13 protein-coding genes and 1 pseudogene are annotated in these 23,957 nt (G+C 64.5%); 6 read left to right on the top strand and 8 right to left on the bottom strand.

The genetic code is table 11. The annotated features are described in order from the left end of the window. Positions 1–8: 8 nt before the first annotated feature. Together PPA02S_RS03490 and PPA02S_RS03485 are read right to left on the bottom strand one after the other, a co-directional pair. Complete coding sequence (locus PPA02S_RS03490) at positions 9–3,371, bottom strand: non-ribosomal peptide synthetase (protein ID WP_033727912.1); 3,363 nt, start codon at positions 3,369–3,371, stop codon at positions 9–11. Beyond that, positions 3,358–11,292: a non-ribosomal peptide synthetase gene (locus PPA02S_RS03485; RefSeq protein ID WP_050577079.1), complete on the bottom strand. Its 7,935-nt coding sequence runs from the start codon at positions 11,290–11,292 to the stop codon at positions 3,358–3,360. The genes PPA02S_RS03490 and PPA02S_RS03485 overlap by 14 nt, the downstream gene beginning before the upstream one ends. Before the next feature lie 177 nt (positions 11,293–11,469). On the opposite strand from PPA02S_RS03485, the gene PPA02S_RS03480 reads away from it, so the two are divergent. Then, positions 11,470–12,438 (top strand): siderophore-interacting protein, encoded by a 969-nt coding sequence (locus tag PPA02S_RS03480; protein ID WP_028632193.1) that lies wholly within the window; start codon positions 11,470–11,472, stop codon positions 12,436–12,438. 38 nt (positions 12,439–12,476) lie between these two features. Here PPA02S_RS03480 and PPA02S_RS03475 read toward each other — a convergent pair whose 3' ends face one another. The 6 genes and pseudogenes from PPA02S_RS03475 to PPA02S_RS23545 all read right to left on the bottom strand — a co-directional run. After that, on the bottom strand, positions 12,477–13,868 hold the full coding sequence (locus PPA02S_RS03475; RefSeq protein WP_028632192.1) for an aspartate aminotransferase family protein: 1,392 nt from the start codon (positions 13,866–13,868) through the stop codon (positions 12,477–12,479). A 91-nt stretch (positions 13,869–13,959) separates the two neighbouring features. Continuing rightward, positions 13,960–15,282 carry an ATP-binding protein gene (locus PPA02S_RS03470; protein ID WP_028632191.1) on the bottom strand — a complete coding sequence of 441 codons (1,323 nt, stop codon included), beginning with the start codon at positions 15,280–15,282 and terminating at the stop codon, positions 13,960–13,962. Beyond that, entirely contained in the window at positions 15,279–15,962 is a 684-nt protein-coding gene (locus PPA02S_RS03465) for a response regulator (RefSeq protein ID WP_028632190.1), read from the bottom strand. Before PPA02S_RS03465 ends, PPA02S_RS03470 begins: the two co-directional genes overlap by 4 nt. A 94-nt stretch (positions 15,963–16,056) precedes the next feature. Continuing rightward, on the bottom strand, positions 16,057–16,620 hold the full coding sequence (locus tag PPA02S_RS03460) for a nucleotidyltransferase family protein (protein ID WP_028632189.1): 564 nt from the start codon (positions 16,618–16,620) through the stop codon (positions 16,057–16,059). Continuing rightward, positions 16,617–17,588: an XdhC family protein gene (locus PPA02S_RS03455; protein ID WP_028632188.1), complete on the bottom strand. Its 972-nt coding sequence runs from the start codon at positions 17,586–17,588 to the stop codon at positions 16,617–16,619. The genes PPA02S_RS03460 and PPA02S_RS03455 overlap by 4 nt, the downstream gene beginning before the upstream one ends. A gap of 3 nt (positions 17,589–17,591) precedes the next feature. Then, positions 17,592–17,696: pseudogene (locus tag PPA02S_RS23545) on the bottom strand (hypothetical protein); the annotation flags it as partial. A gap of 177 nt (positions 17,697–17,873) precedes the next feature. Between PPA02S_RS23545 and dsbD the strand changes: the two are divergent. The 5 genes from dsbD to PPA02S_RS03430 all read left to right on the top strand — a co-directional run bounded on the left by dsbD (position 17,874) and on the right by PPA02S_RS03430 (position 23,944). Next, on the top strand, positions 17,874–19,592 hold the full coding sequence (dsbD, locus tag PPA02S_RS03450) for a protein-disulfide reductase DsbD (protein WP_028632187.1): 1,719 nt from the start codon (positions 17,874–17,876) through the stop codon (positions 19,590–19,592). After that, on the top strand, positions 19,592–20,428 hold the full coding sequence (locus tag PPA02S_RS03445; protein WP_028632186.1) for a TlpA family protein disulfide reductase: 837 nt from the start codon (positions 19,592–19,594) through the stop codon (positions 20,426–20,428). The genes dsbD and PPA02S_RS03445 overlap by 1 nt, the downstream gene beginning before the upstream one ends. Before the next feature lies 1 nt (position 20,429). Beyond that, on the top strand, positions 20,430–21,188 hold the full coding sequence (gene dsbG, locus PPA02S_RS03440) for a thiol:disulfide interchange protein DsbG (protein WP_028632185.1): 759 nt from the start codon (positions 20,430–20,432) through the stop codon (positions 21,186–21,188). Positions 21,189–22,483: 1,295 nt separating this feature from the next. Beyond that, complete coding sequence (locus tag PPA02S_RS03435) at positions 22,484–23,239, top strand: hypothetical protein (RefSeq protein ID WP_033727911.1); 756 nt, start codon at positions 22,484–22,486, stop codon at positions 23,237–23,239. Next, positions 23,240–23,944: an ATP-binding cassette domain-containing protein gene (locus tag PPA02S_RS03430; protein WP_028632183.1), complete on the top strand. Its 705-nt coding sequence runs from the start codon at positions 23,240–23,242 to the stop codon at positions 23,942–23,944. Positions 23,945–23,957: the final 13 nt, after the last annotated feature.

Genomic DNA, 23,957 nt, shown 5'->3' with positions numbered 1-23,957 from the left:
CCCCCAAACTAGGAAATCAGACTTTCAAGCTCTTGTGCTGATAAACGTTTGAGGGCCTCCAAGGATTTAGCCAACTCGTCTTCAACGGGTTGGACGTCTGTTTGCAACTGCTGCACCTGCTCGACGAACTGTTCCAGGCTGGCGGTCTGAAACAGGGCTTTGAGCGGCACATCGACCCTCAGTTGCTGGCGGATCTGCATCATCATCTGGGTTGCCAGCAGCGAATGGCCGCCGAGGTCGAAGAAGTTGTCGTGCAAGCCGACCTGTTCGAGCTTGAGCACGGTTTGCCAGACTTGCGCCAACTGCGCCTGCAGTGGGGTTTGCGGCGCCACATATGCCTGCTGGCGCTGGCTGCTGTCAGGCGTCGGCAGGGCCTTGCGGTCAAGCTTGCCGTTGGGGCTCAGCGGCAGGCTGGCCAGCAGCACCACCTGGGTGGGCACCATGTAGGCGGGCAACAGCGTGCGCAGGCGAGCCTTGAGCTGCTCGCCTAGCTGCGCCGAATCTGGCTGGTGCGGCACTAAGTAGGCCGCCAGCTGCATGTCGGCGCCGGTACCGACCGCCAACACCGCCGCTTCACACACTTCGGCCTGCTCCAGCAGGCGCGCCTCGATTTCGCCCAGCTCGATACGCAGCCCGCGGATCTTCACCTGGTGGTCGATGCGACCCATGTACTCGATCACCCCGTCAGTGCGCTGACGCGCCAGGTCGCCGGTACGGTACAGCCGTTGGCCCACCCCGAACGGGCTGGCCACAAAGCGTTCGGCAGTCAACCCCGGGCGGCGGTGGTAACCCCGCGCCAGCCCTTCCCCGCCCAGGTACAGCTCGCCCACCACCCCGGCCGGCACCGGCGCCAGGTCGTGGCTCAGTACGTAGGTGCTCAGGTTGGCAATCGGCCGGCCAATCGGCACGCTGTCCTGCCCTTCTTCACGGCACGTCCAGTGGGTCACGTCGATGGCCGCCTCGGTCGGCCCGTACAGGTTGTACAGCCCCGCATTCGGCAGCTTGGCGAACACCTGCTGCTGGGCATCCACCTGCAACGCCTCACCGCTGCACACGATGCGTTTGAGGCTGGTGCAACCGGACACCCCAGGGTCTTGCAAAAACACCTGCAGCATCGACGGCACGAAGTGCAGCGTGCTGACCCGCTCACGCTCGATCAACGCCACCAGCCGCGCCGGGTCGCGGTGATCGCCCGGGGCGGCCACCACCAGGCGGGCACCGACCATCAGCGGCCAGAAGAACTCCCACACCGACACGTCGAAGCTGAACGGGGTTTTCTGCAACACCGTGTCTCTGGCCTCCAGGCCATAGGCCTGCTGCATCCAGCACAAGCGGTTGGTCAGCGCCTTGTGGCGGTTGCCCGCCCCCTTGGGTTTGCCGGTGGAGCCCGAGGTGTAGATCACGTAGGCCAGGTTCTCGGGCGCGGGCTGCACGGCGGGCGCCTGGGTCGGGAAGGCCAGGTGGCCCTGCCCGTCCAGGTTCAGCACGCGCACTGCATCCGGTACCGGCAGCTCGGCACACAGGTGCGACTGGGTCAGCAACAGTTCGATGCCGCTGTCTTCGAACATATAGGCCAGGCGGTCACGGGGGTATTCCGGGTCCAGCGGCACGTAGGCGCCACCGGCCTTGAGCACCGCCACCAGGCCCAGCACCATCTCCAGGCTGCGCTCCACGGCGATGCCCACCAGTACGTCGGGGCCCACACCCTGCTCGATCAACTGGTGCGCCAGCTGGTTGGCCTGCTGGTCCAGCTCGCGGTAGCTCAGCTGGCGCTCGCCGAACACGAGGGCCACGGCGTCCGGGGTCCTTTGCGCCTGGGCCTCGATCAGGGTGTGGACGCAGGCGTCCAGCGGGTAGGCGTCGGTCGCGGTGGCATTCCACTGCACGACGATGCGCTCCTGCTCAGCCGCGCCCAGCATCGGCAACTCGCCCACCGGTTGCCGGGGGTTGGCGACGATGGCCTGCAGCAGGTTCTCCCAGTGCTCGGCCAGGCGCTCGATGGTGGCACGGTCGAACAAATCGGTCGCGTAGGTCAGGCTGGCCGACAGGCCTTCGGCAGACTCGACAGTGTCCAGCGTCAGGTCCAATTGTGCGGTGTGGTTGTCCCACTGCAGTGCTTCCACCGCCAAGCCGTTACCTACCTGGCCCAGCCGGCGGCGGTCCTGGTGGTTGAACATCACCTGGAACAGTGGGTTATGGCTGAGGTTGCGCTCTGGCTGCAAGGCCTCCACCAGTTGCTCGAACGGCAGGTCCTGATGAGCCTGCGCATCCTGCCCGGTCAGGTGCACCGCACGCAGGAAGGCGTCAAACGGAAGCGGGCCATCGAGCAGGCCCTTGAAAACCTGGGTGTTGACGAACAGGCCGATGAGGCGCTCGGCCTCGGCTCGGTTGCGGTTGGCATTGGGTACGCCAACCCGGATATCGGCCTGACCGCTGTAGCGATGCAGCAAAACCTGGAAGCTGGCCAGCAGTACGGTGAACAACGATACATCCTGTTGCCGGGCCAATTGCCGCAGGCCGTCGCGCAGCGCTACGGGCAGGTGCACGCCCAGGCTCGCGCCGCGCAAGCTTTGTACAGCCGGGCGCGGGCGGTCCAGCGGCAGCGGTACCACTGTCTGTTCGCGCCCAAGTTGCGCTTGCCAGTAGGCCAGTTGCCGCTCACGCTCGCCGGCCTCCAGCCATTGGCGCTGCCACATGCCGTAGTCGGCATACTGGATCGACAATTCGGGCAACTGCGCCACGGTGCCCAGGCGGGCGGCTTGGTAGAGCGCCAGCAGTTCCTCGACCAGCACACCCATCGACCAGCCGTCGGTGATGATGTGGTGCAAGGTCAACACCAGCACATGATCGTCACTGGCCAACTGCAAAAGGCAGGCGCGAATCAACGGTTGCGCCGTGAGCTCGAACGGACGCTTGGCCTGTTCGGCCACACATGCCTCGATGGCCTGCGTCGGGTTTGCCTCGCCCGCCTTCCGATGCTGCACTGCAAAAGCCAGTTCCTGCGGCGTCAGAATGCGCTGCCAAGCCTGGCCATCCTCCTCGACGAAGCGGGTTCGCAAACTTGCCTGGCGTGCGATCAGACCCTGCAATGCCTGTTCCAGGGCGCCAGCCTCGCACTCACCCTTGAGCCGTAGCGCCGTACAGATGTTGTAGGCCGCCGATTGTGGTTCGAGCAGCCACAAGAACCACTGGCGCTGCTGTGCGTAGGAAAGCGGTAACAAGCCGCTTTCGCGCGCGGGCACGATCGGCAGGCGGGCGACGTTGACACCCGCCTGGTGCAGTTTGCGATACAGCTGCTGGCGCTTGTTGCCGTCCAGCCCCTGGATGCGTTCAATCAGTTCCTGGGAACGTGCTGGATCAGGCTTGAGCATTGTTTTCCTCCAGTTCATCGAGCGCGTCGAAGATCAGGTCGAGTTCGTCAGTGGATGCCTGCCCGGCCACGGCACCTTCAAGGTAATCCGCCAAATCGACGAGCTTGCGCAATCCTTGGAATGCCTTGATAGGCAGTTCGATGCCAAATGCGCTGCGAATACGCGACAGCAGCATGACTACCTGCAGCGAGTGCCCGCCGAGTTCGAAGAAGTCATCGTCCAGACCCACTTCGGGCACACCGAGCACCTCGCACCATAGGCCGGCCAACTGGCGCTGAGTCTCATCAACAGGTGGCCGATGGGCGACCCGCCCCTGACCTGGCGCCACGCTCGGCAGCGCTTTGCGTTCGAGTTTGCCGTTAGGGCTCAGTGGCAGGCGGTCGAGCAACAACAGGTAGGTAGGTACCATGTATTCGGGCAGCAGCGCCTTCAGGCGGGCCCTGAGTACGTCGCGTAACAGGGCCTGTGCGGCCTCATCGGCGCTGTCCAGCGCAGCAGGCACCACATAGCCCGCCAGTTGCACGTCGGCACCACTGCCGACGGCCAGCACTGCGGCTTCACGCACTTCTGGCTGCTCCAGCAGGCGCGCCTCAATCTCGCCCAGTTCGATACGCAGGCCGCGGATCTTCACCTGATGGTCGATACGCCCCATGTACTCGAGCACCCCATCGGCGCGCTGGCGGGCCAGGTCGCCGGTGCGGTACAGCCGCTGGCCATTACCGAACGGGCTGGCGACGAAGCGCTCGGCGGTCAGCCCCGGACGACGGTGGTAACCTCGCGCCAGGCCTTCACCGCCCAGGTACAACTCGCCCACCAACCCCGCCGGTAACGGCGACAGGTCGTCAGCCAGCACATAAGTGCCCAGGTTGGCGATGGGCTGCCCGATCGGCACGCTGTCCAGGCCTTCGTCGCGGCAGGTCCAGTGGGTGACGTCGATGGCAGCCTCGGTAGGGCCATAGAGGTTGTAGAGCCCGGCATTCGGCAACTTGGCGAACACCTGCTGCTGGGCATCCACCTGCAGCGCCTCACCGCTGCAGACGATGCGTGTAAGGCTGGTGCAACGCGACACGCCTTCATCCTGCAGGAACACCTGCAACATCGACGGTACGAAGTGCAGGGTGGTGATGCCCTGCTGCTCGATCAACCGCACCAGCCGTGCCGGCTCGCGATGATCGCCCGGCGCCGCGACCACCAGGCGGGCACCGGCCATCAGCGGCCAGAAGAACTCCCACACCGACACGTCGAAGCTGAACGGGGTTTTCTGCAACACCGCGTCCGTGGCATCCAGGCCGTAGGCCTGCTGCATCCAGCACAGCCGGTTGGTCAGCGCCTTGTGACGGTTGCCTGCGCCCTTGGGGTTACCGGTGGAGCCGGAGGTGTAGATCACATAAGCCAGGTTTTCCGGCTTAAGCTGTACCTGGGGCGCAGTCAGCGGGTAGTTCAGGTGAGCCTGCCGGTCGAGACACAGTGCACGCAAACCCGCTGGCAGCGGCAGTTGTGGCAGCACTTGGGTCTGGGTCAGCAACAATGCCATACGGCTGTCATCGAACATGTAGGCCAGGCGTTCGCGGGGGTATTCGGGGTCCAGCGGCACGTAGGCAGCACCGGCCTTGAGCACCGCCAACAGGCCAAGGACCATCTCCACGCTGCGCTGGGCGGCGATGCCGACCAATACGTCCGGGCCCGCGCCCTGCTCGATCAGTTGATGGGCCAGTTGGTTGGCCTGCTGATCCAGCTCGCGATAGCTCAGCTGACGCTCGCCGAACACCAGAGCCACGGCATCTGGCGTCTTGCGCGCCTGGGCTTCGATCAACGTATGTACACAGGTGTCCAGCGGGTAGTCGGCGACGGTGGCGTTCCACTGTTCGACCACCTGCTCCTGTTCGGGCGCAGTGAGCATGCCTAGCTCGCCAAGGGCGCGCTGTGGGTCTTGCGCCAGGGCGTCGAGCAGCTGTGCCATGTGGCCATTGATGCGGCGGATGCGCTCGGCGCTGAAGTATGCCAGGTCGAAGCTGTAGTGCAGCGCCAGGCGCTCACCCTGGGTCACGCCCAGGGTCAGTGGGTAGCTGGTCAGGTCACTGTGCCTGGCCGGACCGAACTGCAGGCCCTGTGGTGCTCCGCGCTCCAGCGCCTCGGAAACCGGGAAGTTTTCAAACACCAGGATGTTGTCGAACAGGGCCTCTCCGCTATGGCCGACCCAGCCCTGCACTTCGAACAGCGCGCTGTGTTCGTGCTCGCGCATGGCCAGGCTCAGGTCCTGCAGGGTATGCAGCCATTGCGCCACGGTTTGTTGCGGGTGCGGGCTGGCGGCCAGGGGCAGGGTATTGATGAACAACCCCAACTGGTTTTCCACCCCCGGCAGATCAGCCGGGCGACCGGCCACGGTGGTGCCAACGGTGACGCAATCCTGGCCGGTGTAACGCTGCAACAGCAACAGCCAGGCAGCTTGCACCAATGTGTTGAGGGTAACTTTCTGCTGCCGCGCGAAGGCGTTCAGGCGCTGGGTCGCGGGCATGTCGAAATCATGGTGCAACAGCTCGTGGCCGCTGCCACTGGCAGGCTCGGCGCCTGTCCGGGCCAGCAGCGTCGGCGCCTCGAACGCCGCCAGGCGCTCTTTCCAGAAGCGCTCGCTGCTCTGCGCATCGCGCTGCTGCAGCCACTGGATGTAGTCGCGATAACTCCCCAGCGGGCGCTCGGACGCCTTGCCGTGGTATCGCTGCATCACCTCACCCAGCAACTGCGAGCTGCTCCAGCCGTCCATGAGGATATGGTGGTGGGTGAACATCAGGTGATGACGATGTACGCCGGTACGCACCAGCGTCAGGCGCAGCAAGCCGGGGCGCGACAACTCGAAGCCACGGGCGCGGTCCTGCTCGGCCAGTGCCTGCAGGGCGCCGTCGAGGTCAGCGCTACCGCGCCAATCAAGGCAGGTGAAATCCAGCGGCAGGTGGCGATGGATGATCTGCAGCTGCTGGCCGCCGCCTTGCCAGACGAAGGCGCTGCGCAAGATGCCGTGGCTATCCATCGCCGCCTGCCATGCGCCGCGGAAACGTTCGACGTCAAGGCCATCCACATCTACGCACAACTGGTTGACGTACTCGCCGCTGCCCTGCTCCAGCAGGCTGTGGAACAACATGCCCTGCTGCATGGGCGACAGCGGGTAGATATCCTCGATCTGGCAGGCCGGCACCTCAAGCGCATCCAGCTGGGCCTGGTCGATGCCCGCCAGCGGGAAGTCGGACGGCGTGACACCCATGGCCCCGGGCTGGCAGCAATGCTCGACCAAGGCGCGTAGCTGCTCGTCGAAGCTGGCGGCCAGGTGGTCGATGGTAGCGGTGTCGAACTGTGCACCGCTGAAGGTCCAGCGCATCTCCAATTCACCGTCGTAGACCTGGCCTTCCACCTCCAGCCAGTTACCCAGCGGTGCATCTTCGCTCAATTCGGCACCCGCGCCTTCGTGGGCGGGCACCAGCAGCGCACCTTCGTCGAAACTAGCGTCGAACTGCCCCAGATAGTTGAAGGTCACGCGTGGCTGCGGCAGTGCCGCGAGGGTATCGCGCACCGGCTGTGGGCCAAGGTAGCGCAGCACGCCGAAGCCCAGGCCTTTGGCCGGCACCGCGCGCAGTTGTTCCTTGATGGCCTTGAGGCTGGCCGCCACGTCGTCGTGGGCTGTGAGGCGTACCGGGAACAGGCTGGTGAACCAGCCCACGCTACGGCTCAGGTCGATTGCGGCGAACAAGTCCTCACGGCCATGGCCTTCGAGCTGGATCAGGGCGTCGGCATGGCCGGTCCAGCCACACAGGGTCAGGGCCAGGGCGGTGAGCAGCAGGTCATTGACGTGGGTGCGGTAGGCGGCAGGCGCCTGCTGCAACAGTTGGAGGGTGGCCTGGCGATCAAGACGGCTGCGGACCACCTGGCGGTGACGGCTTCGCAGGCTGCCCTGCGGGCGATCGCACGGCAGGTCGAGGGGGGCATCGCGCAATGCGCCGGCCCAATAGCCCAGCTCGTCCTGCATGGCCTGGGTTTGTGCCCATGCGCTCAGGCGCTCGGCCCAAGCCTGGACCGAGCTGGTCTTGGCTGGCAGTTGCACCGGCAGGCCTTGCAGCGACTGGCTGTACGCCTGTTGCAGGTCCTCCAGCAGGATGCGCCAAGACACACCATCCACTACCAAATGGTGAATAGCCAGCAGCAGGCGCTGGCTACCATCGTCCAGCGTCGTCAGTACCGCACGCAACAGTGGACCCTGGGCAAGGTTCAAGCTGGCCTGCGCCTGGGCATTCACTTCGCCAAGCTGCCCAAGGGACACACCCTCGTGCACCCATAACAGGTCTTCATCGCCCGAGATCGGCTCGGCGATCCGTGCTTGCCAGCACCCCGCCTGTTCCAGGAAGCGCGAGCGCAACACGTCGTGATGGGTAACGATCGATCCCAGTGCCTGGCGCAAGGCATCAGCCTGCAAGGCTTGCTTCGGTTGCAACAGCAATGCCTGGTTCCAGTGGTGGCGCGCCACAATGGGCTGGGCAAAGAAATCGCACTGAATCGGCAACAACTCCAGCGGCCCGTGCACCGGGCCCTGGGCGATCACCACACCCGCCTCGCCCTGGCGAGCGACACTGGCCAGGCCCTGTACGGTCTGATGCTGGAACAGGTCCTTGGGGCTGAACAGCAAGCCGGCCTGACGGGCACGGCTGACCACCTGGATCGACATGATCGAGTCGCCGCCCAGCTCGAAGAAGTTGTCGGTGACACCGACCTGCTCGCGCTTGAGCACATCTTGCCAAATGGTCGCGATTCGCTGTTCCAGCGCAGTGCGTGGCGCCACATGGCTGCGCTGCATCTCGTTGGCATCGGGGCGTGGCAGGGCCTTGCGGTCGAGCTTGCCGTTGGGGCTGAGGGGGAACTGGGCCAGCAGCAGCAACTGCGCCGGCACCATGTAGTCGGGCAGATGCGCTTGCAAGCCGCTGCGAATGGTTTCGCGCAGGGCAACCTGGGTGGCCGGATCGGCGTCGACCAGGTCGCGCTCGGCCGGCACCACATAGCCCACCAGTTGCAGGCCATGGGCACCCGGTACCGCCAGTACCAAGGCATCAGCTACTTCATCGCGCTCCAGCAGACGCGCTTCGATCTCACCCAGCTCGATACGGAAACCTCGGATCTTCACCTGGTGGTCGATTCGACCGGCGTACTCGATCACCCCTTCGGCATTGAAACGGGCCAGGTCGCCCGTGCGGTACAGGCGTGCGCCAGCACCGCTGTACGGGTCAGGGATGAAACGCTCGGCGCTCAACCCTGGACGCTGGAAGTACCCACGCGCCAGCAACTCACCCCCGATCACCAGTTCGCCGACCACCCCTACCGGCGCCGGCAAGCCATTGTCGTCCAGCACCAGGATATCGCGCCCTGGTAGAACGGAGCCGATCGGCAGGGTCAGCGGGATCAGGCGCTTGCCTTGCACATAGTCGTCGCAATCGAGGGTAGTGGCGGTGACCGTCGCCTCGGTCGGGCCGTAGGTGTTGAGCAAGCGCACATGGCCCAGCCCGGCCTGACGCCAGGCCAGCAGGCCTTCCGGCGGCATCGCTTCGCCGCCCCCGTGCACCTGGCGCAGTACGCCATAGTCACGCGGGCCGACAGTGGCGAATTCCTTGGCCAGCATGTGCCAGTAGGCGGTGGTCAGGTCCATGACGCTGATGCGTTGCTCGACCAGTTGGCGATAGAGGGTTTCGGCGTCCCAGATCTCACTGCCGCGGATCACCACCGAGGCACCGCAGATCAATGCCGGGTAGAGCTGCTCGACGAAGCCGTCGAAGTTGAAGGTGGCGAACTGCAGCACCCGGTCGGCAGCGCTCAGCTCGAAGAAGCCCAGCGACACGTGGGCGTGGCGCACCAGCGCACGGTGGCTGATACCGACGCCTTTGGGCCGACCGGTGGAGCCGGAGGTGAACATGACGTAGGCCAGGTTACCGGGCAACGCGCGGTTGGCCAGGTCGCTGTCGTCGCTTTGTGCCCAGGCTTCCTGATGGTCCAGGCAGAGGGTTTGCACACCTTGGGGCAGCGGCAACCGCTGCAGCAGGCTGTCCTGGGTCAGGACCAGGCGGCTGCCGCTGTCTTCGATCATGCACTGCAGGCGGTCGGCCGGGTATTGAGGGTCGAGTGGCACGTATCCGCCACCGGCCTTGAGCACCGCCAGCAGGCCGATAACCATGTCCAGGCCGCGCTCCAGGGCGATGCCGACCAACACCTCACGGCCCACGCCACGGTCGACCAGGGTGCGGGCCAGGCGATTGACGCTGGCATTGAGTTTCCCGTAAGACAGCTGCCGGCCCTCGAAAATCAGCGCGACTGCCTCGGGCGCACGGGCGGCCTGGATCTCGAACAACTCATGCACCGTCAGCTCGTTGGGGTATCGAGCCTCGTTGCGGCCCCAGCCCTCCACCACCTGCTGGTATTCCTGCGGATCCAGCAGGGCAATGTCGCCGATGCGCTGGGCCGGGTTGGCGACCATCGCCCGCAACACGCTTTGCCAGTGCCGGGCCAGACGCTCGATGGTCGGCGCTTCGAACAGGTCACAGGCGTAGGTGAAGGCGGCATTCAAGCGGCCACCCTGCTCAAAGGTGTCCAGGCTCAGATCGAATTGGGTGGTGCGACTTTCCCACTCGATAACGCTTAGTTCCAAGTCCTTGCCCACCGTCAGGCGAGTGACGTCAGCCACTTCCGGCTGGTGGTTGTACATCACCTGGAACAACGGGTTGTAACTCAGGCTGCGTTCAAGCTTGAGGGCGTCCACCAGGCATTCGAACGGTAGGTCCTGATGATCCTGGGCGCCCATGCAGGTGTCTTTGATATCAGCCAGCATCTCGGCCACCGAGGTCATGCCATCAAGCTGACTACGTAATACCTGGGTGTTGACGAAAAAGCCGATCAGGCCCTCTGTCTCGTTGCGGTTGCGGTTGGCGACGGGTACGCCGATGCGCAGGTCGCCCTGGCCGCTGTAGCGGTGCAGGACAATGTTGAATGCCCCCAGCAGCAGCATGAACAGGGTCACCCCCTGCTGGCGGGCCAGTGCGCGCACCTGCTCGACCAGTTGCTCATCCAGGGCCAACTGGTGGCGGCGCCCCGCGTACGTCGGCTGCACCGGGCGCGGATGGTCACTGGGCAGTTCCAGCACGGGGTGTTCATCACCCAGCTGCGCCCTCCAGTAATCCAGTTGGCGCTGCTGCTCGCCCGCCTCCAGCCAACGGCGCTGCCATAAGGCATAGTCGCTGTACTGCACCGGCAGTGCCGCCAGTTGCGGCTGGTCACCTTGATCATGGGCGTCGTAGAAACGGCAGAATTCATCGATCAGCACAGTCATCGACCAGCCGTCAGACACAATGTGATGCAGGGTCAACAGCAGCACGTGCTCCTGTTCCGCCAAACGTAGCAGGCGTACCCGCAGCAGTGGGCCGTTAGCCAGGTCGAATGGCTGTTGCGCCTGGGCCTCGGCCTCGGCGGCCACTTCGGCTTCGCGCTGCTCGGGCGACAGCGCACCGAGGTCGCGCCAGGCTATGGTCAGCGCCTGCTCGCAGGGCACTTGGCACAGGCTGTCGTCCGGCAGTTGGCGAAATACCGTACGCAGGGTTTCGTGACGTTCGACCAGGCTGGCGAACGCCTGCTCCAGCGCCTGAGGGTTGAGTACCCCTTTCAAGCGCACCGCGGCGGGTAGGTTGTAGGCGCCGCTGTGCGGGTCCAGGTGCCAGAGAAACCACATCCGCTGCTGAGCATAGGACAGGGCCTGACGGTCCTGGGCCTCTATATCCCGAGGGATGGGGAACTGGGAGAAATCCACCCCTTCCTTGCGTAGCGCCGCCAGGAACACCTGGCGTTTTTCCGCGGGCAGGCCGATGAACCGGCGAGCGAGTTTCAGGGCGTCTTCAGCATTCATTTCTTGGCATCCGGAGCGTGGGTCGAATAACCCGATGACAGGTCGTCCCTATAGAACGAACCCAAGCCGGAAAAATTAGCGTTGGCCGGCCAGAGCCGGTCAACCGCGCCGGCGTGACGCTAAATTGGCCGGCGCAGGCTTCGTCCAATCGGTGAACCCGATGCCAAAGGACTTGCCATGTCCACCACTTCCACTCTCGCCACTGCCATGCAGCGCGGCCTGCGCAGGCTGGCCAGCGGCCTGGTGCAAAAGCCAAGCGCTTACCGGATGTTCGACCTGCAACTGGTCGACAAGGTCACGCTCAGCCCCTCGCTCTGCCGCTTGGTATTTACCGGGCCCGATGTCGGCAGCATGCAACGCACCGGGCCCGACCAGCGGGTCAAGTTGTTCTTCCCGGCTGCCGACGGCAGCCTGCCCACCCTGCCGCACGGCAGCCACTGGAACGAGGCGCGCAAAAAACTGCCGGAAGCCGCCCGCCCGCCCATGCGCACCTACACCATCCGCGCCCTGCGCCGGGAGGCGCTGGAGGTGGACGTGGACTTCGTCCTGCACGGCGTCAACGGCCCGGCCTCGGCCTGGGCCACCCAGGCGCAGGTGGGCGATTGCCTGCAAATGCTGGCGCCCAACCTGGCCTACGAAGGCGACCCTGGGGGTTACGAATGGAAGCCACCACAGGGTGTACGCACTGTTTTGCTGATAGGCGATGAAACCGCGCTGCCGGCGATTGCCGGCGTGCTCGAAGCGCTGGCCCTGACGCAACCCGACCTGGCGGTACAGGCGTTCATCGAGGTGCCGCTGGAGGCCGATTGCCTGGCACTTGTGCATGGCAGTGCCGTTCAATTGCACTGGCTGCCGCGCGACCTGCTGGGCTGTGCGCAAGGGCAGGCCATGCTGCATGCCGTGCGCGAACTGGCAAGCCTGCCGCACGGGCTGGCGGCAGCACCGGCAACGCTTGAAGACGTGGACATCGACACCCGCATCCTGTGGGAGCAGGCCAGCGGCAACCGCAGCGCATTCCACGCCTGGGTGGCAGGGGAGTCAGGCACGGTGATGGACATACGCCGCTACCTGATCAAGGAGCGCGGCCTGCCACGCGATTGCCTGACCTTGATGGGTTACTGGCGCGCCGGGCGAACCTTCGACTGACGCGCCACAACCGGGGGCGCATGGCCCCCGGTACAGGCTCAGACAGCCGCGACCAGGGCATCGGCAAAGCGCCGTGCCACTTCATCAATCTGCTCGCCACTGATGATCAGCGGCGGCAAGAAGCGCACCACCGCCCCATGGCGCCCGCCCAGCTCCAGAATCAGGCCACGCTTGAGGCACTCGCGCTGCACCCGGGGTGCCAGCGCCCGGTGGGCAGGCGGGTGCCCTTGGGCATCCCTTGCACCGTCAGGGTCGACCAACTCCACCCCCAGCATCAGCCCGCGGCCACGGATATCGCCCAGTTGCGGGTAATCCTTCTGCAAGGTGGTGAGGTGCCCGCGCAACCGCTGGCCCATGGCCTCGGCGTGGTCGGCCAGGCGATGCTCCACCAGGTAGTCGAGCACGGCCGAGCCGGCCGCCATGGCCATCTGGTTACCGCGGAAGGTGCCGGCATGGGCGCCTGGCTTCCAGGTGTCCAGCCAGTCGCGGTACACCACCACGGCCAGCGGCAAGCTGCCACCGATGGCCTTGGACAAGGTGACCACGTCCGGCAGGATGCCGGCGTGTTCGAACGCGAACATGCGCCCGGTGCGGGCAAAGCCGCTCTGGATTTCGTCGACGATCAGCGCCACCCCGGCCTGCTCGGTGATGCGGCGTACGCCCTTGAGCCATTCGATGTCCGCCGGGATCACCCCGCCTTCGCCCTGCACCACCTCAAGAATCACCGCTGCGGGCAGCGGTACACCGCTTTCAGGGTCGAGCAGCAGGTTTTCCAAGTAATGCAGGTTGGCCTTTACCCCCGCCTCGCCGCCCAGCCCGAACGGGCAGCGGTAATCGTAGGGGTACGGCATGAACTGCACGCCGCTGCCCAGCAGCGCACCCAGTGGCTGCTTGGGCCCCAGGCTGCCCATCAGGCTCAGCGCGCCCTGGCTCATGCCGTGGTAAGCGCCCTGGAACGTGATGATGGTGCTGCGGCCGGTGGCGCTGCGCACCAGCTTGAGCGCGGCCTCCACTGCATCTGTGCCGGTGGGCCCGCAGAACTGCACCTTGGCCTCGCGTCGCAAGGCTTCGGGCAGTACGCCGAACAGGTCCTGGACGAAGCGGTCCTTGACCGGTGTGGTCAAGTCCAGGGTGTGCAGGGGCAGTTCGTCGGCCAGCACGCGCTGGATCGCTTCGACCACCACCGGGTGGTTGTGCCCCAGCGCCAGGGTACCGGCCCCGGCCAGGCAGTCGATGAACTGGCGGCCTTCGACGTCTTCGACATAGATACCCCGCGCCCGCTTGAGCGCCAGCGGGATGCGCCGGGGGTAGCTGCGGGCGTTGGATTCCTGCTGCTGCTGGCGGTGCAGCAGCGGCGAGTCGGTGAATTCGTACAGGGGCTGCGGCACATTGGCCGGGGCGACCTGAGCAAGGCTGGTAGCGGTGGACATGGTGAATCCTCGCAAGCAAGCGAATGGGCAGTTGTCGCTTTGGAAACGCTTGGGTGCGAGGAGGATTTAGCTGTTGTTGCTGGATTTCTCGTCAGTGCCCGGCGCGCGCCGGTACCTGCAACAGCACCCGCAACCCATCGGCATGGCTGTCAAAGCGCAGGCTACCGGCGCAGCGCTGCACGATGGCCTGGACAATCGCCAGGCCCAACCCGCAGCCCCCACTCTGCCCATTGCGCCAGAAGCGCTCAGTGAGGTGCTCAAGGTCGGCTTCGGCAATGCCTGGGCCATGGTCGCGCACCATGAAGCCCACCTGCCCATCGGCCATCTGCACCTCCAGCTCTACGGCCTGATCGCCGCCATGGCGCAGGGCGTTGTCCAGCAGGTTGCGCAACGCGGCTACGGCCAACGGCGCCGGCATGCCCAGGTAGATCTGTGTGGCTTCCTCGGGCAAACGCAGCACGATCCGCCGGTTGTCGCCGCCACCTGCATCCTGCACCGCCTGGCGGGCCACCTGCTCGGCGCTGCACTGGATGCCGTCGTCAAACGACAGGCTGCCCTCCACCCGTGCCAGCATCAGCAGCTGCTCCAGGGTGCGGTGCATGCGGTCGGTGCCCTGCTCGGCATGCTCCAGCGCCTGCTCGCGCACGGCACCATCGGTCATGCGCGCCACCTGCAGGTGGGTCTTGATGGCCGTGAGCGGGCTGCGCAGCTCATGGGCGGCATCATCGGTGAGGCGCCGCTCGCGTTCGATGGTTTGGCCAATGCGCGCAAACAGCTGGTTCTGGGTTTCCAGCAGCGGCTGCAGCTCGCTGGGCATACCGGCTACCTGCAGCGGTTCGACGCTGTCGGGGCGCCGCCGCCGCAAGGCATCGCGCATGCGGTTCAGCGGCTCCAGCCCCTTGCCCAGGCCGATCCACAGCAGCCCCAGGCTACCGAGCAAGGCCATGAGCACCGGCGCCGAAGCGGCCAGCAGAATCGACTGGTTCAGGGCCTCGCGCTCCATGTGCCGGTCGGCGGTAGTGATGCGCACATCACCATGGTTGTAGGTAAAGGTGCGCCACGATGCGCCGTCGATGGTCTGGTCACGGAAGCCGCTGCGCTGGTCATCCATGGTACCGTCGTGCTTGTGGTTGGTCGCCAGGATTTCGCCGCGCAACGAGCTGACCTGGCAGGCCATGCCGTCCGGCACGCTGAGTTGGTCGGCCGCATAGTGGGTGCCCTCGCCCTTGACGCTGAGCGGTTGCGGCAACTGGTCGATGAGCCCGGCCACCATGCGCGCCGACGCCACCAGGCGCTGGTCGAGGGAAAACATCATCTGCTGGCGCAAATCACGCAGCATCCAGGCGGCCGCCAGCACCCAGATGACCACGAAGGCGCTGCCCAGAATGAGGCTGAGGCGGACCCGCAGGCTCATGATGCGGCCCCTTCCGGCGCCTGCGCCGGGCCCAGCCGGTAACCCAGGCCGCGCACCGTCTCGACAATGCCGTTGCCAAGCTTGCGCCGCAGGTGATGGATGTGCACGTTGAGGGCGTTGCTCTCGACCTCATCATTGAAACCGTACACGCAGTCCTTGAGCTGGTCGCTGGACAGCACGCGCCCGGGGTTCTGCAGCAATGCCTGCAGCAGTGCCTGCTCACGGCGCGACAGGTCCACCGCCTGGCCCGCCAGGGTGGCCTCGCAGCTGCTGGGGTCGTAGCGCAACGGGCCGTGCTCAATCACGTTCACCGCGCGGCCGGCCACCCGCCGCAGCAGGGTGTGCAGGCGCGCCGCCAGCTCGCGCAGGTCGAAGGGCTTGAGCAGGTAGTCATCGGCACCGGCCTGCAGGCCATCGACACGGTCGGTGACCGCATCGCGGGCGGTGAGCACCAGCACGGGCAGCGTCTCGCCCTGCTGACGCAGGCGGCGCAGCAGCTTCAGGCCGTCTTCGTCGGGCAGGCCAAGGTCCAGGATCATCACGTCGAACTGCGCAGCCTGCAGCATGGCGCGCGCCGCCCCGGCATTGCCCACACGGTCCACGGTCAGGCCCTGGGCAGTAAGGCCGGCGCAGATGCCAGCGGCGATCAGGTCATCGTCCTCGCAGAGCAGAACGTGCATGGTGGGGCTCCCGGATGGTGTAGCAGGCATTGCACCTTGGGCGGATTAAGGGGGGATTATGAACCCTTTGCGGCCCGCTGAGGTGTTTTGCCGGCTACTGCAGGGCGCCGGGTGTGTCGACATCGCGCAGCACACCTGCATCATCCAGGTGCAGCCGCACCTGGCGTGCGCCGTGGGCCTGCACGATCACCCGTGCGCCCTGGTCGCCGGCCAGTTGCTGCAGCGCCGGCCACAGGTCGCGGCCAAAGATCACCGGGTGGCCGCTATGCCCGTCATGGCAGGGTACAACGATGGTGCTGGGGCTGGCGGCCTGGGCAAGGCGACGCAAACTGGCCGTTGCAATCCACGGCATGTCGCCCAGCAAAATCGCTACGGCCTGTGCCGGGCTGTCTGCCAGCGAAGCCGCACCGGCGGCCAGGCTGTGCCCCATGCCACAGGCCGCTTCGGGGCTGATGACCACCCTGCAATCGGCCGAGAGGCCAAACGCTTCGGCCCGCTCACCCTCGCGCAGCACGACCCGCACGTCCTCGAACACTGCCCGGGCGTTATCCACAGTGTGCGCCAGCAGGCTCCGGCCGTCGGCCATGACCGCCAGCCGCTTGTCGCCGCCAAAGCGCACGCCACGCCCGGCCGCCAGTACCAGGGCGACCACCGTCACAGGGCAGCCCGCTGGATGCCGTTGCGCACGCGCAACACGTCGGCGAGCACCGCCAGGGCGATTTCCGCCGGGGTCTTGCTGCCCAGGTTCAGGCCAATGGGCGCATGAATACGGCCCAGCTCCGGTGCACCCAGGCCACCAATGCGCTGCAGGCGTTCCCGACGCTTGTCCGAGGTTGCCCGCGAGCCCATCACGCCGATGTAGAACGCGTCGGTGCGCACGGCCTCGAGCATGGCCAGGTCATCGATCTTGGGGTCGTGGGTGAGCGCCACCACCGCCGTGTCGGCATGGCAGCCACCATTGATGATGAATTCGGACGGCAGCTCGCGGCGCAGCTCGATGCCGTCGATGTGCACGCCAGCAAGCACCTCTTCGCGGGGTTCGCACAGCACCACCTCGAACCCCATGCCCCTGGCGAACTCGGCGCAGTACTGGGCGACGCTGGAATAACCCGCCAGCAGCAAGCGCTGGGCTGCGCCAATACGCAGTTGCACGCTGTTGCCTTCACGCTGTACCCGCGGGCCCTGGCTGAGATCGTCGGCCAAGCCTTGCAGGCCATCGGGCACCCTCACCTGCCGCAGTACCCGGCGCTGGCCCAGCAGCGCGCTTTCCAGTTGCCGCAGGTGGCCCTGCACCTCGCAGCTGGGGGCCAGGTTTTCGACCAGCACGTCCAGCACCCCGCCGCACGGCAGGCTCACCTGCGAGCGTGCATCACTGCCATCGCCATAACGCACGATGGCGGCCGGCTCAGGGAATTCGCCCAAGGCCACCCGCTCGAGAAAATCGTCTTCCACGCAGCCGCCGGACAACGAACCCAGCCACTGGCCAGCGGCATTCACCGCCAGCAGCGAACCCGGCGCACGAGGCGCCGAACCGTAGGTGGCCAGCACCGTGCACAGCCAGACACGCTGGCCGGCACCCGACCACTGCAACGCCTGGCGAACCACCTGTAGATCGAGATGCTGCACGCTTCACTCCGCCTTCAGCTCGGCCAGCTGTTGTTCACTAAAGTCACCGGGCAAGCCACCCCATGCCTGACGCAGATAGTTGACCATGTCGGTCACCTGGCGTTCATCATACGACCTCAAAGGATCGATTTGACCATGGGGCGTGGCTCGCACCAACCCAACGCGCTGATGCCTTGCACAACTGCAACCACGGGCAGTTGCCGCTTTCCAGCCGACAAGGGTTAACCTTGGGTTAATAAACCCGGGCCAGCATGGCCGCATTCGAAATTCTGCCAAGGCAAACACATGCGCGTTCTTCTGCTGTTTCTGACAGTGCTGCTGGCCGGGCCCCTGCAGGCCAACCCCTTCGCCGTCAAACCTGATTTCCTGCCCGTCGAGCAGGCGTTCGTACTCACCCAGGACCGCCAGGCCGACGGCCAGATGCACCTGTATTTTCAAATCAAGCCCGGCTATTACCTGTACCAGAAACGCCTGAAGTTCGACGGCCTGCCGGCTGAGCAGCACCCGCAGTTGCCGCCCGGGCTCAACCACAATGACGAGTTCTTTGGTGACAGCACGGTGTACCGTGAGCAGCTCGAGCTGGTGCTGCCGGCCAACGCCCGAGGCCAGCTGCGCCTAGGCTGGCAGGGCTGCGCGGACGCCGGCCTGTGCTACCCGCCGCAGACCACGTTGATCGACTTGGGTGGCAGCGCCGCAACGCCGGCGGGCGAACAGGCCAGCGACCAGGCGCTGGCCAGCAACCTGCAGGACGGCAACCTGGCCTGGGGCTTGCTGGCGTTCTTCGGCCTTGGCCTGCTGCTAGCGTTCACGCCCTGCTCGTTGCCGATGCTGCCGATACTGGCCGGGCTGGTGTTGGGCAATGGTGCCAGCGCGCGCCGGGGCTGGCTGCTGGCCGGGGCCTATGTGGTGAGCATGGCCCTGGTCTATGCCGCCTTGGGCGTGGTGGCCGCCCTGCTGGGCGCCAGCCTGCAGGCCTGGCTGCAACAGCCCTGGCTGCTGGGTAGCCTGGCCGCCTTGTTCGTGCTGCTGGCCCTGCCGATGTTCGGTGCCTTCGAGCTGCAACTGCCCGCTGCCCTGCGCGACCGCCTGGACCGTGCAGGCCAGGGCACCCGCGGTGGCAACCTGTACGGTGCGGCCCTGCTGGGTGCGTTGTCCGGCCTGCTGCTGGGCCCCTGCATGACGGCGCCCCTGGCCGGCGCGCTGCTGTACATCGCCCAGAGTGGCGACGTGGTGCAAGGCGGCCTGGTGCTATTCAGTCTGGGGCTGGGCATGGGCCTGCCCCTATTGCTGCTGGTGACCCTGGGCAACCGCTTCCTGCCGCGCCCAGGCGCCTGGATGAACCTGGTCAAGGGCGTGTTCGGTTTCGTGTTCCTGGCCATGGCCTTGTACATCTTGCGTACCCTGCTGCCGGCCAGCCTGCTGCTGGCGTTGAGCGGCGCCTGGCTGATCGCCCTGGCCTGGGCGGCGTGGCCGGCGCTGCAGCGCCTGCCGGCCCTGCGCGCCGTGCCGCTGCTGGGCGCGCTGTGGGGTGGGCTGCTGCTGGTAGGCGCGGCTGCCGGCGGCGATGACCTCTGGCAACCCTTGCGGCCGTTCACGGGTGGCGGAGGCGCGCCAGCGGCCAGCCAGGCTGGCGAAGACCACTTCGTCACGGTCAACACCCCAGAAGCCCTGCAACGCGAACTGGACGCTGCCAAGGGCCGTGGCCAGTGGGTGCTGGTGGACTACTATGCCGACTGGTGCGTGTCGTGCAAGGTCATGGAAAAACAGGTGTTCAATCGCCCTGACGTACAGGCCGAGCTGGCAGGTGTGCACCTGCTGCGCCTGGACGTCACCGCAGACACCCCCGCCAGCAAGGCCCTGCTGCAGCGCTACCAGGTGCCGGGGCCGCCGACGCTGATCTGGGTTGGCCCTGAAGGCGACGAGCGCCGCGCCAGGCGCATCACCGGCGAAGTGGATGCAGCGGCGTTCGTGCAACACTGGGCACACACCAGGAGCCAAGGCTGATGCTCACCGTCACCCTGGGGCCGCTCACCATGGCCCTCAACCACCTGCTGCTGCTGGCGGCGCTGGGCATTGCCAGCGTGGTTGGCTGGTGGGTGGCCCGCCGGGGTGGCGAAAGCCCCGAATCTGCATTGTTCAACCTGTTCCTGGTCGGCGTGGTGTGCGCCCGTATCGGCTTTGTCGTGGCCTACTGGCCGATGTACAAGGACGAGCCGTTGCAGGTGATCGACATCCGTGACGGCGGCTTTCTGTTCTGGTCCGGCCTGGTCGGCATGGTGCTGGCGGCTGGCTGGCAGGGCTGGCGCCAGCCCGGGTTGCGCCGGCCTCTGGGGTGGGCGCTGTTCAGCGGCGCCCTGTTCTGGGCGCTGGCCAGCTTGGGCGGCCACCTGTACAGCAAGGGCACCGAGCTGCCAGAACTGACCCTGCGCGATGCCAGTGATCAGCCGGTGGCGCTGCACAGCTACCGTGGCAAGCCGCTGGTCATCAATATCTGGGCCACCTGGTGCCCGCCGTGCCGCCGCGAAATGCCGGTGCTGCAGCAGGCCCAGGGTGAGTACCCGCAGGTGACCTTTCTGTTCGTCAACCAGGGCGAGACCCCGGAAAACGTCAGCACCTTTCTCGCAACCACGGGCTTGAGCCTGACCCACGTGCTGTTCGACGGCACCGGCCTGCTGGCCCAGCGCGTGGGCTCCATGGCGCTGCCCACCACCCTTTTCTATGACGCGGATGGCCGGCTGGTGGGCAGCCACCTGGGCGAACTGTCCCGGGCCAGCCTGCGTCATGCCCTTGAATCATTCGACCGGGCCCCTGCGCCCGGGCCTGCCGTACAAGGAAAATGACATGCGCATCACCCCACTGCTGCCCCTGACCCTGGCCCTGCTTGCCACCCCTGCCGTGTATGCCGAAGACCTGCCCAAAGCCGTTCAGCAGTTGCAGGCCAAGGGCGCTGTCATCAAAGGCAGCTTCGACGCCCCCAACGGCATGCGCGGCTATGCGGCCGAGTACCAGAACAACGGCCTGGCCTTGTATTTGACCCCGGACGGCAAGCATGTGCTGGTGGGTAACCTGTTCGACGAACAAGGCAAGGACCTCACCGCCGAGCCCCTGCAGAAACTGGTGTACGGGCCAATGACCAAGGCATTCTGGGGCAAGATGGAACAGTCTGCCTGGATCGCCGATGGCAAGGCCGACGCGCCGCGCACGGTCTACCTGTTCAGCGACCCGAACTGCCCGTACTGCAACATGTTCTGGGAGCAGGCGCGCCCGTGGGTAGAGGCTGGCAAGGTCCAGTTGCGCCACATCATGGTGGGCATCATCCGCGAAGACAGCCCCGGCAAATCGGCGGCCCTGCTCGCCGCCAAAGACCCTGCCAAGGCCCTGCAGCAGCATGAAAAAGCCGGCCGCGCGAGCACTCTCAAGGCCCTTGAGCAGGTGCCGGCTGCCGTGCAGCAGAAGTTGGCGGGGAACATGGCCTTGATGCAGGAGATGGGCCTGCAGGCCACACCGGCGATTTTCTACAAGGATGACCAAGGCAACATCCAGAGCCAGCAGGGTGCACCGCGGCCTGAGATGCTGGAGAAGATCTTGGGCAAGCGCTGAATTGGTGGAGGGCGCTGGGTGCTCGCCACAGCAAGGTCTGCGCCTGTGAGACCGAGCGCCGCCCGCGCGGCGCATCGCGAGCTTTGCTCGCTCCTACGCTTATTTCGGGCCAATTAGGCCTGCGCCATTTGCGCGCGGACGCCTTGGCGCATGACGCGATGTCGCGTGGAACAAACCAGGCGGTCGCGCGCGCCCGCCACAGGCATGACTGGCCCGAAATAAGCGTAGGAGCGAGCGCAGCTCGCGATGCGCCGCGCGGGCGGCGCTCGATTTCATAGGCGCTGCACCTGTAACGGCGAACACCTTCACGCCCTACCACAGCCTGGGGGGCATAAGCCGAGATACCAGGAAGGGCGCTGGGTGCTCGCCACAACAAGGTCTGCGCCTGTAAGACCGAGCGCCGCCCGCGCGGCGCATCGCGAGCTGCGCTCGCTTTTACGTTTTTTTCGGGCCAATTAGGGCTGCGCCATTTGCGCGCGGACACCTTGGCGTACGACACGATTTCGCGTGGAACAAACCTGGCGGTCGCGCGCGCCTGTAACAGGCGTGACTGGCCCGAAATAAGCGTAGGAGCGAGCAAAGCTCGCGATGCGCCGCGCGGGCGGCGCTCGATTTCACAGGCGCTGCACCTGTAACGACGAACACCTCGCAGCCCTCACTCGATTCGATACCGAGCCTGCAGCCATCGCGTGGCGCATCGCAAACAAGCTCCCCCTTACAACCCCTCCAACTCCGCCATCAATCACTCAGCCGATCAACCTTGTCCTCATTCAGCGCACTCTACCTCTCTCAGCTAAAGGCTTCCTAGGCTTTCATAGCAAAATTTTGAAACACTAATACTCATCTAATTCAAATATTAAATTTGCATTTAAGGCAAGTGTAAATCGGAAAATCATTGCACGAAATGAATATAAATCCCACTAAATTTAGAGCCCCACACCACAAGAAATCAGAAGCCTCTTACATCGAACAGCATTTTTAGAATATTTGTAATACCTATCTTTCATACGAATCCTACAACTTAAATTAATGGTAGCGTCTCTCCCACGCTGCTCGTTTGATGTGGCTGCCTGCACGCACTTGACGCCACCAAATTTTCTAACTAAACCGACATAGCCCCGAGTTCCGGAGCCCATTAAGGAGATTTAGATTGACAAGTTTTGGGCGAGACCAATGAATCTGACGCACGACAGTGATTGCGATGGAGAAGCCGAGTTCTTCGGCAGATCAGGCGGAGCAGGTGGTTGCGGCAGAAGCGCTGGCTTCGAGCGACTCCAACAAGAGGTGCCTTTCCCATGAGTACGATCAATGAACCGAACATGCCAGCTGCCCGCCCCATCTACCGCATCGCCACACTTCTGCTCAAAGAGCATCTCAGAGAACCCTCCAGCCTGCTATGGACTGCGATCGCCCCCTCCCTGTTGTATTTCCTGATGGCGCCTGCATCAGCCGAGAGTGAAAACGTCCGCCCTTATTTATCTTATGCAGCATGGTTCTATGCCTATCTATCAGCCAATGTAGCACTGTTCGGTTTCAGTTTTTACCTGATCGGCAGACGAGAAAGTGGTTTTGTGCGCTCATTCATCTATAAAAGAGCGTCCATTCGCCTATTTCTTTCAGCGCACATGTTAAGTTATACAGCCCTGGGTATGATATACGCCACGGCTTTCTACCTCATGACCAAACCCCTACACGGCGGCTACGCCTATCAAGAATACCTTCATATTCTGATTTGCTTTCTCGCGAGCTACATGGGTTTTATATGCTTGGGTCTCATCATTGTTGCACTTCCCATCCGGTTTGGCACCGCCAGCACGCTTTTCTCACTGCTGTCCTTCTTGATGCTCATCTCCAGCTACAGGGGGGCGAGCGCGGATCACGGTCAGGCTGGGCTATTCGCCCTTGTGAACCCGTTACAACTTAGCACTTTACTTTTTTTAAACCACAACCCGCCCCTTCAAGCTCTTTTGCTGATAGCGCCGTGCGCGCTATTGGCCTTCTACCTAATCGTGAAATATTTCAGAATCCAGCCAGTATGGAGCCGATACTAAATGAGCCTCGTCACTGTCAATGACCTGTCGTTCTCATACACAGGCAAGCCGCTCATTCGTAATATCAACCTGCGCCTGTCTGCCGGGGAGGCAGTGGGGATATTGGGTATCAATGGCGCAGGCAAAACGACACTCTTCGACCTCATCTGTCAACTTAGGCATCCGTGCGGAGGCGAGATTATCAATCGTTCCAAACATCCGACCTATTTGACGCAGATTTTGACACCGCCGCCTCAGTTGAAGATGTGCGAAGTTTTCGAACTCATCATGCACCTTAATGCACCCGCCCCGATGACGCTCTGCACAGCCCAAGCCCGGCTTTATACGTGGTCAAGCGCCCTGTCCAACCGGTATCGAGCAATTGCACACAAAAAAGCAGCCACCTGCAGCTATGGCGAGATCCGGAGTTTCTTCACATTGACCCTGCTGCTAATAGGCAGTGACCTGATCATGCTTGACGAACCGACGGCAGGCGTGGACCCCGGATTTCGACACTTCATATGGCTAGGCATAAAAAAAGCGTGTGCTGAAGGCGCCTGTGTTTTGGTTTCCTCCCACTACACAGAAGAAATCGCAGCCAACTGCAATCGGTTTTACATGCTCGCCCATCAGCACCTGGAAGCGTTCACGAGTGGTGATCAATTTCTCGCACGCTACGGTGCAAACTCTCTGACCGATGCATTTCTCAACGCCTCGCTGACATGAACCTCGTCAAATT

The sequence above is a fragment of the Pseudomonas parafulva NBRC 16636 = DSM 17004 genome (assembly GCF_000730645.1).
Classification (GTDB): Bacteria; Pseudomonadota; Gammaproteobacteria; order Pseudomonadales; family Pseudomonadaceae; genus Aquipseudomonas; species Aquipseudomonas parafulva.
The sequence above is the reverse complement of the archived record's forward strand: the minus strand, read 5'-3'. Positions and strand labels throughout refer to the sequence as shown.

Coding starts and splice junctions, on each gene's coding strand:
- PPA02S_RS03490 (WP_033727912.1), bottom strand. CDS start 3,371: ATGCTCAAGCCTGATCCAGCACGTTCCCAGGAACTGATTGAACGCATC.
- PPA02S_RS03485 (WP_050577079.1), bottom strand. CDS start 11,292: ATGAATGCTGAAGACGCCCTGAAACTCGCTCGCCGGTTCATCGGCCTG.
- PPA02S_RS03480 (WP_028632193.1), top strand. CDS start 11,470: ATGTCCACCACTTCCACTCTCGCCACTGCCATGCAGCGCGGCCTGCGC.
- PPA02S_RS03475 (WP_028632192.1), bottom strand. CDS start 13,868: ATGTCCACCGCTACCAGCCTTGCTCAGGTCGCCCCGGCCAATGTGCCG.
- PPA02S_RS03470 (WP_028632191.1), bottom strand. CDS start 15,282: ATGAGCCTGCGGGTCCGCCTCAGCCTCATTCTGGGCAGCGCCTTCGTG.
- PPA02S_RS03465 (WP_028632190.1), bottom strand. CDS start 15,962: ATGCACGTTCTGCTCTGCGAGGACGATGACCTGATCGCCGCTGGCATC.
- dsbD (WP_028632187.1), top strand. CDS start 17,874: ATGCGCGTTCTTCTGCTGTTTCTGACAGTGCTGCTGGCCGGGCCCCTG.
- PPA02S_RS03445 (WP_028632186.1), top strand. CDS start 19,592: ATGCTCACCGTCACCCTGGGGCCGCTCACCATGGCCCTCAACCACCTG.
- dsbG (WP_028632185.1), top strand. CDS start 20,430: ATGCGCATCACCCCACTGCTGCCCCTGACCCTGGCCCTGCTTGCCACC.
- PPA02S_RS03435 (WP_033727911.1), top strand. CDS start 22,484: ATGAGTACGATCAATGAACCGAACATGCCAGCTGCCCGCCCCATCTAC.
- PPA02S_RS03430 (WP_028632183.1), top strand. CDS start 23,240: ATGAGCCTCGTCACTGTCAATGACCTGTCGTTCTCATACACAGGCAAG.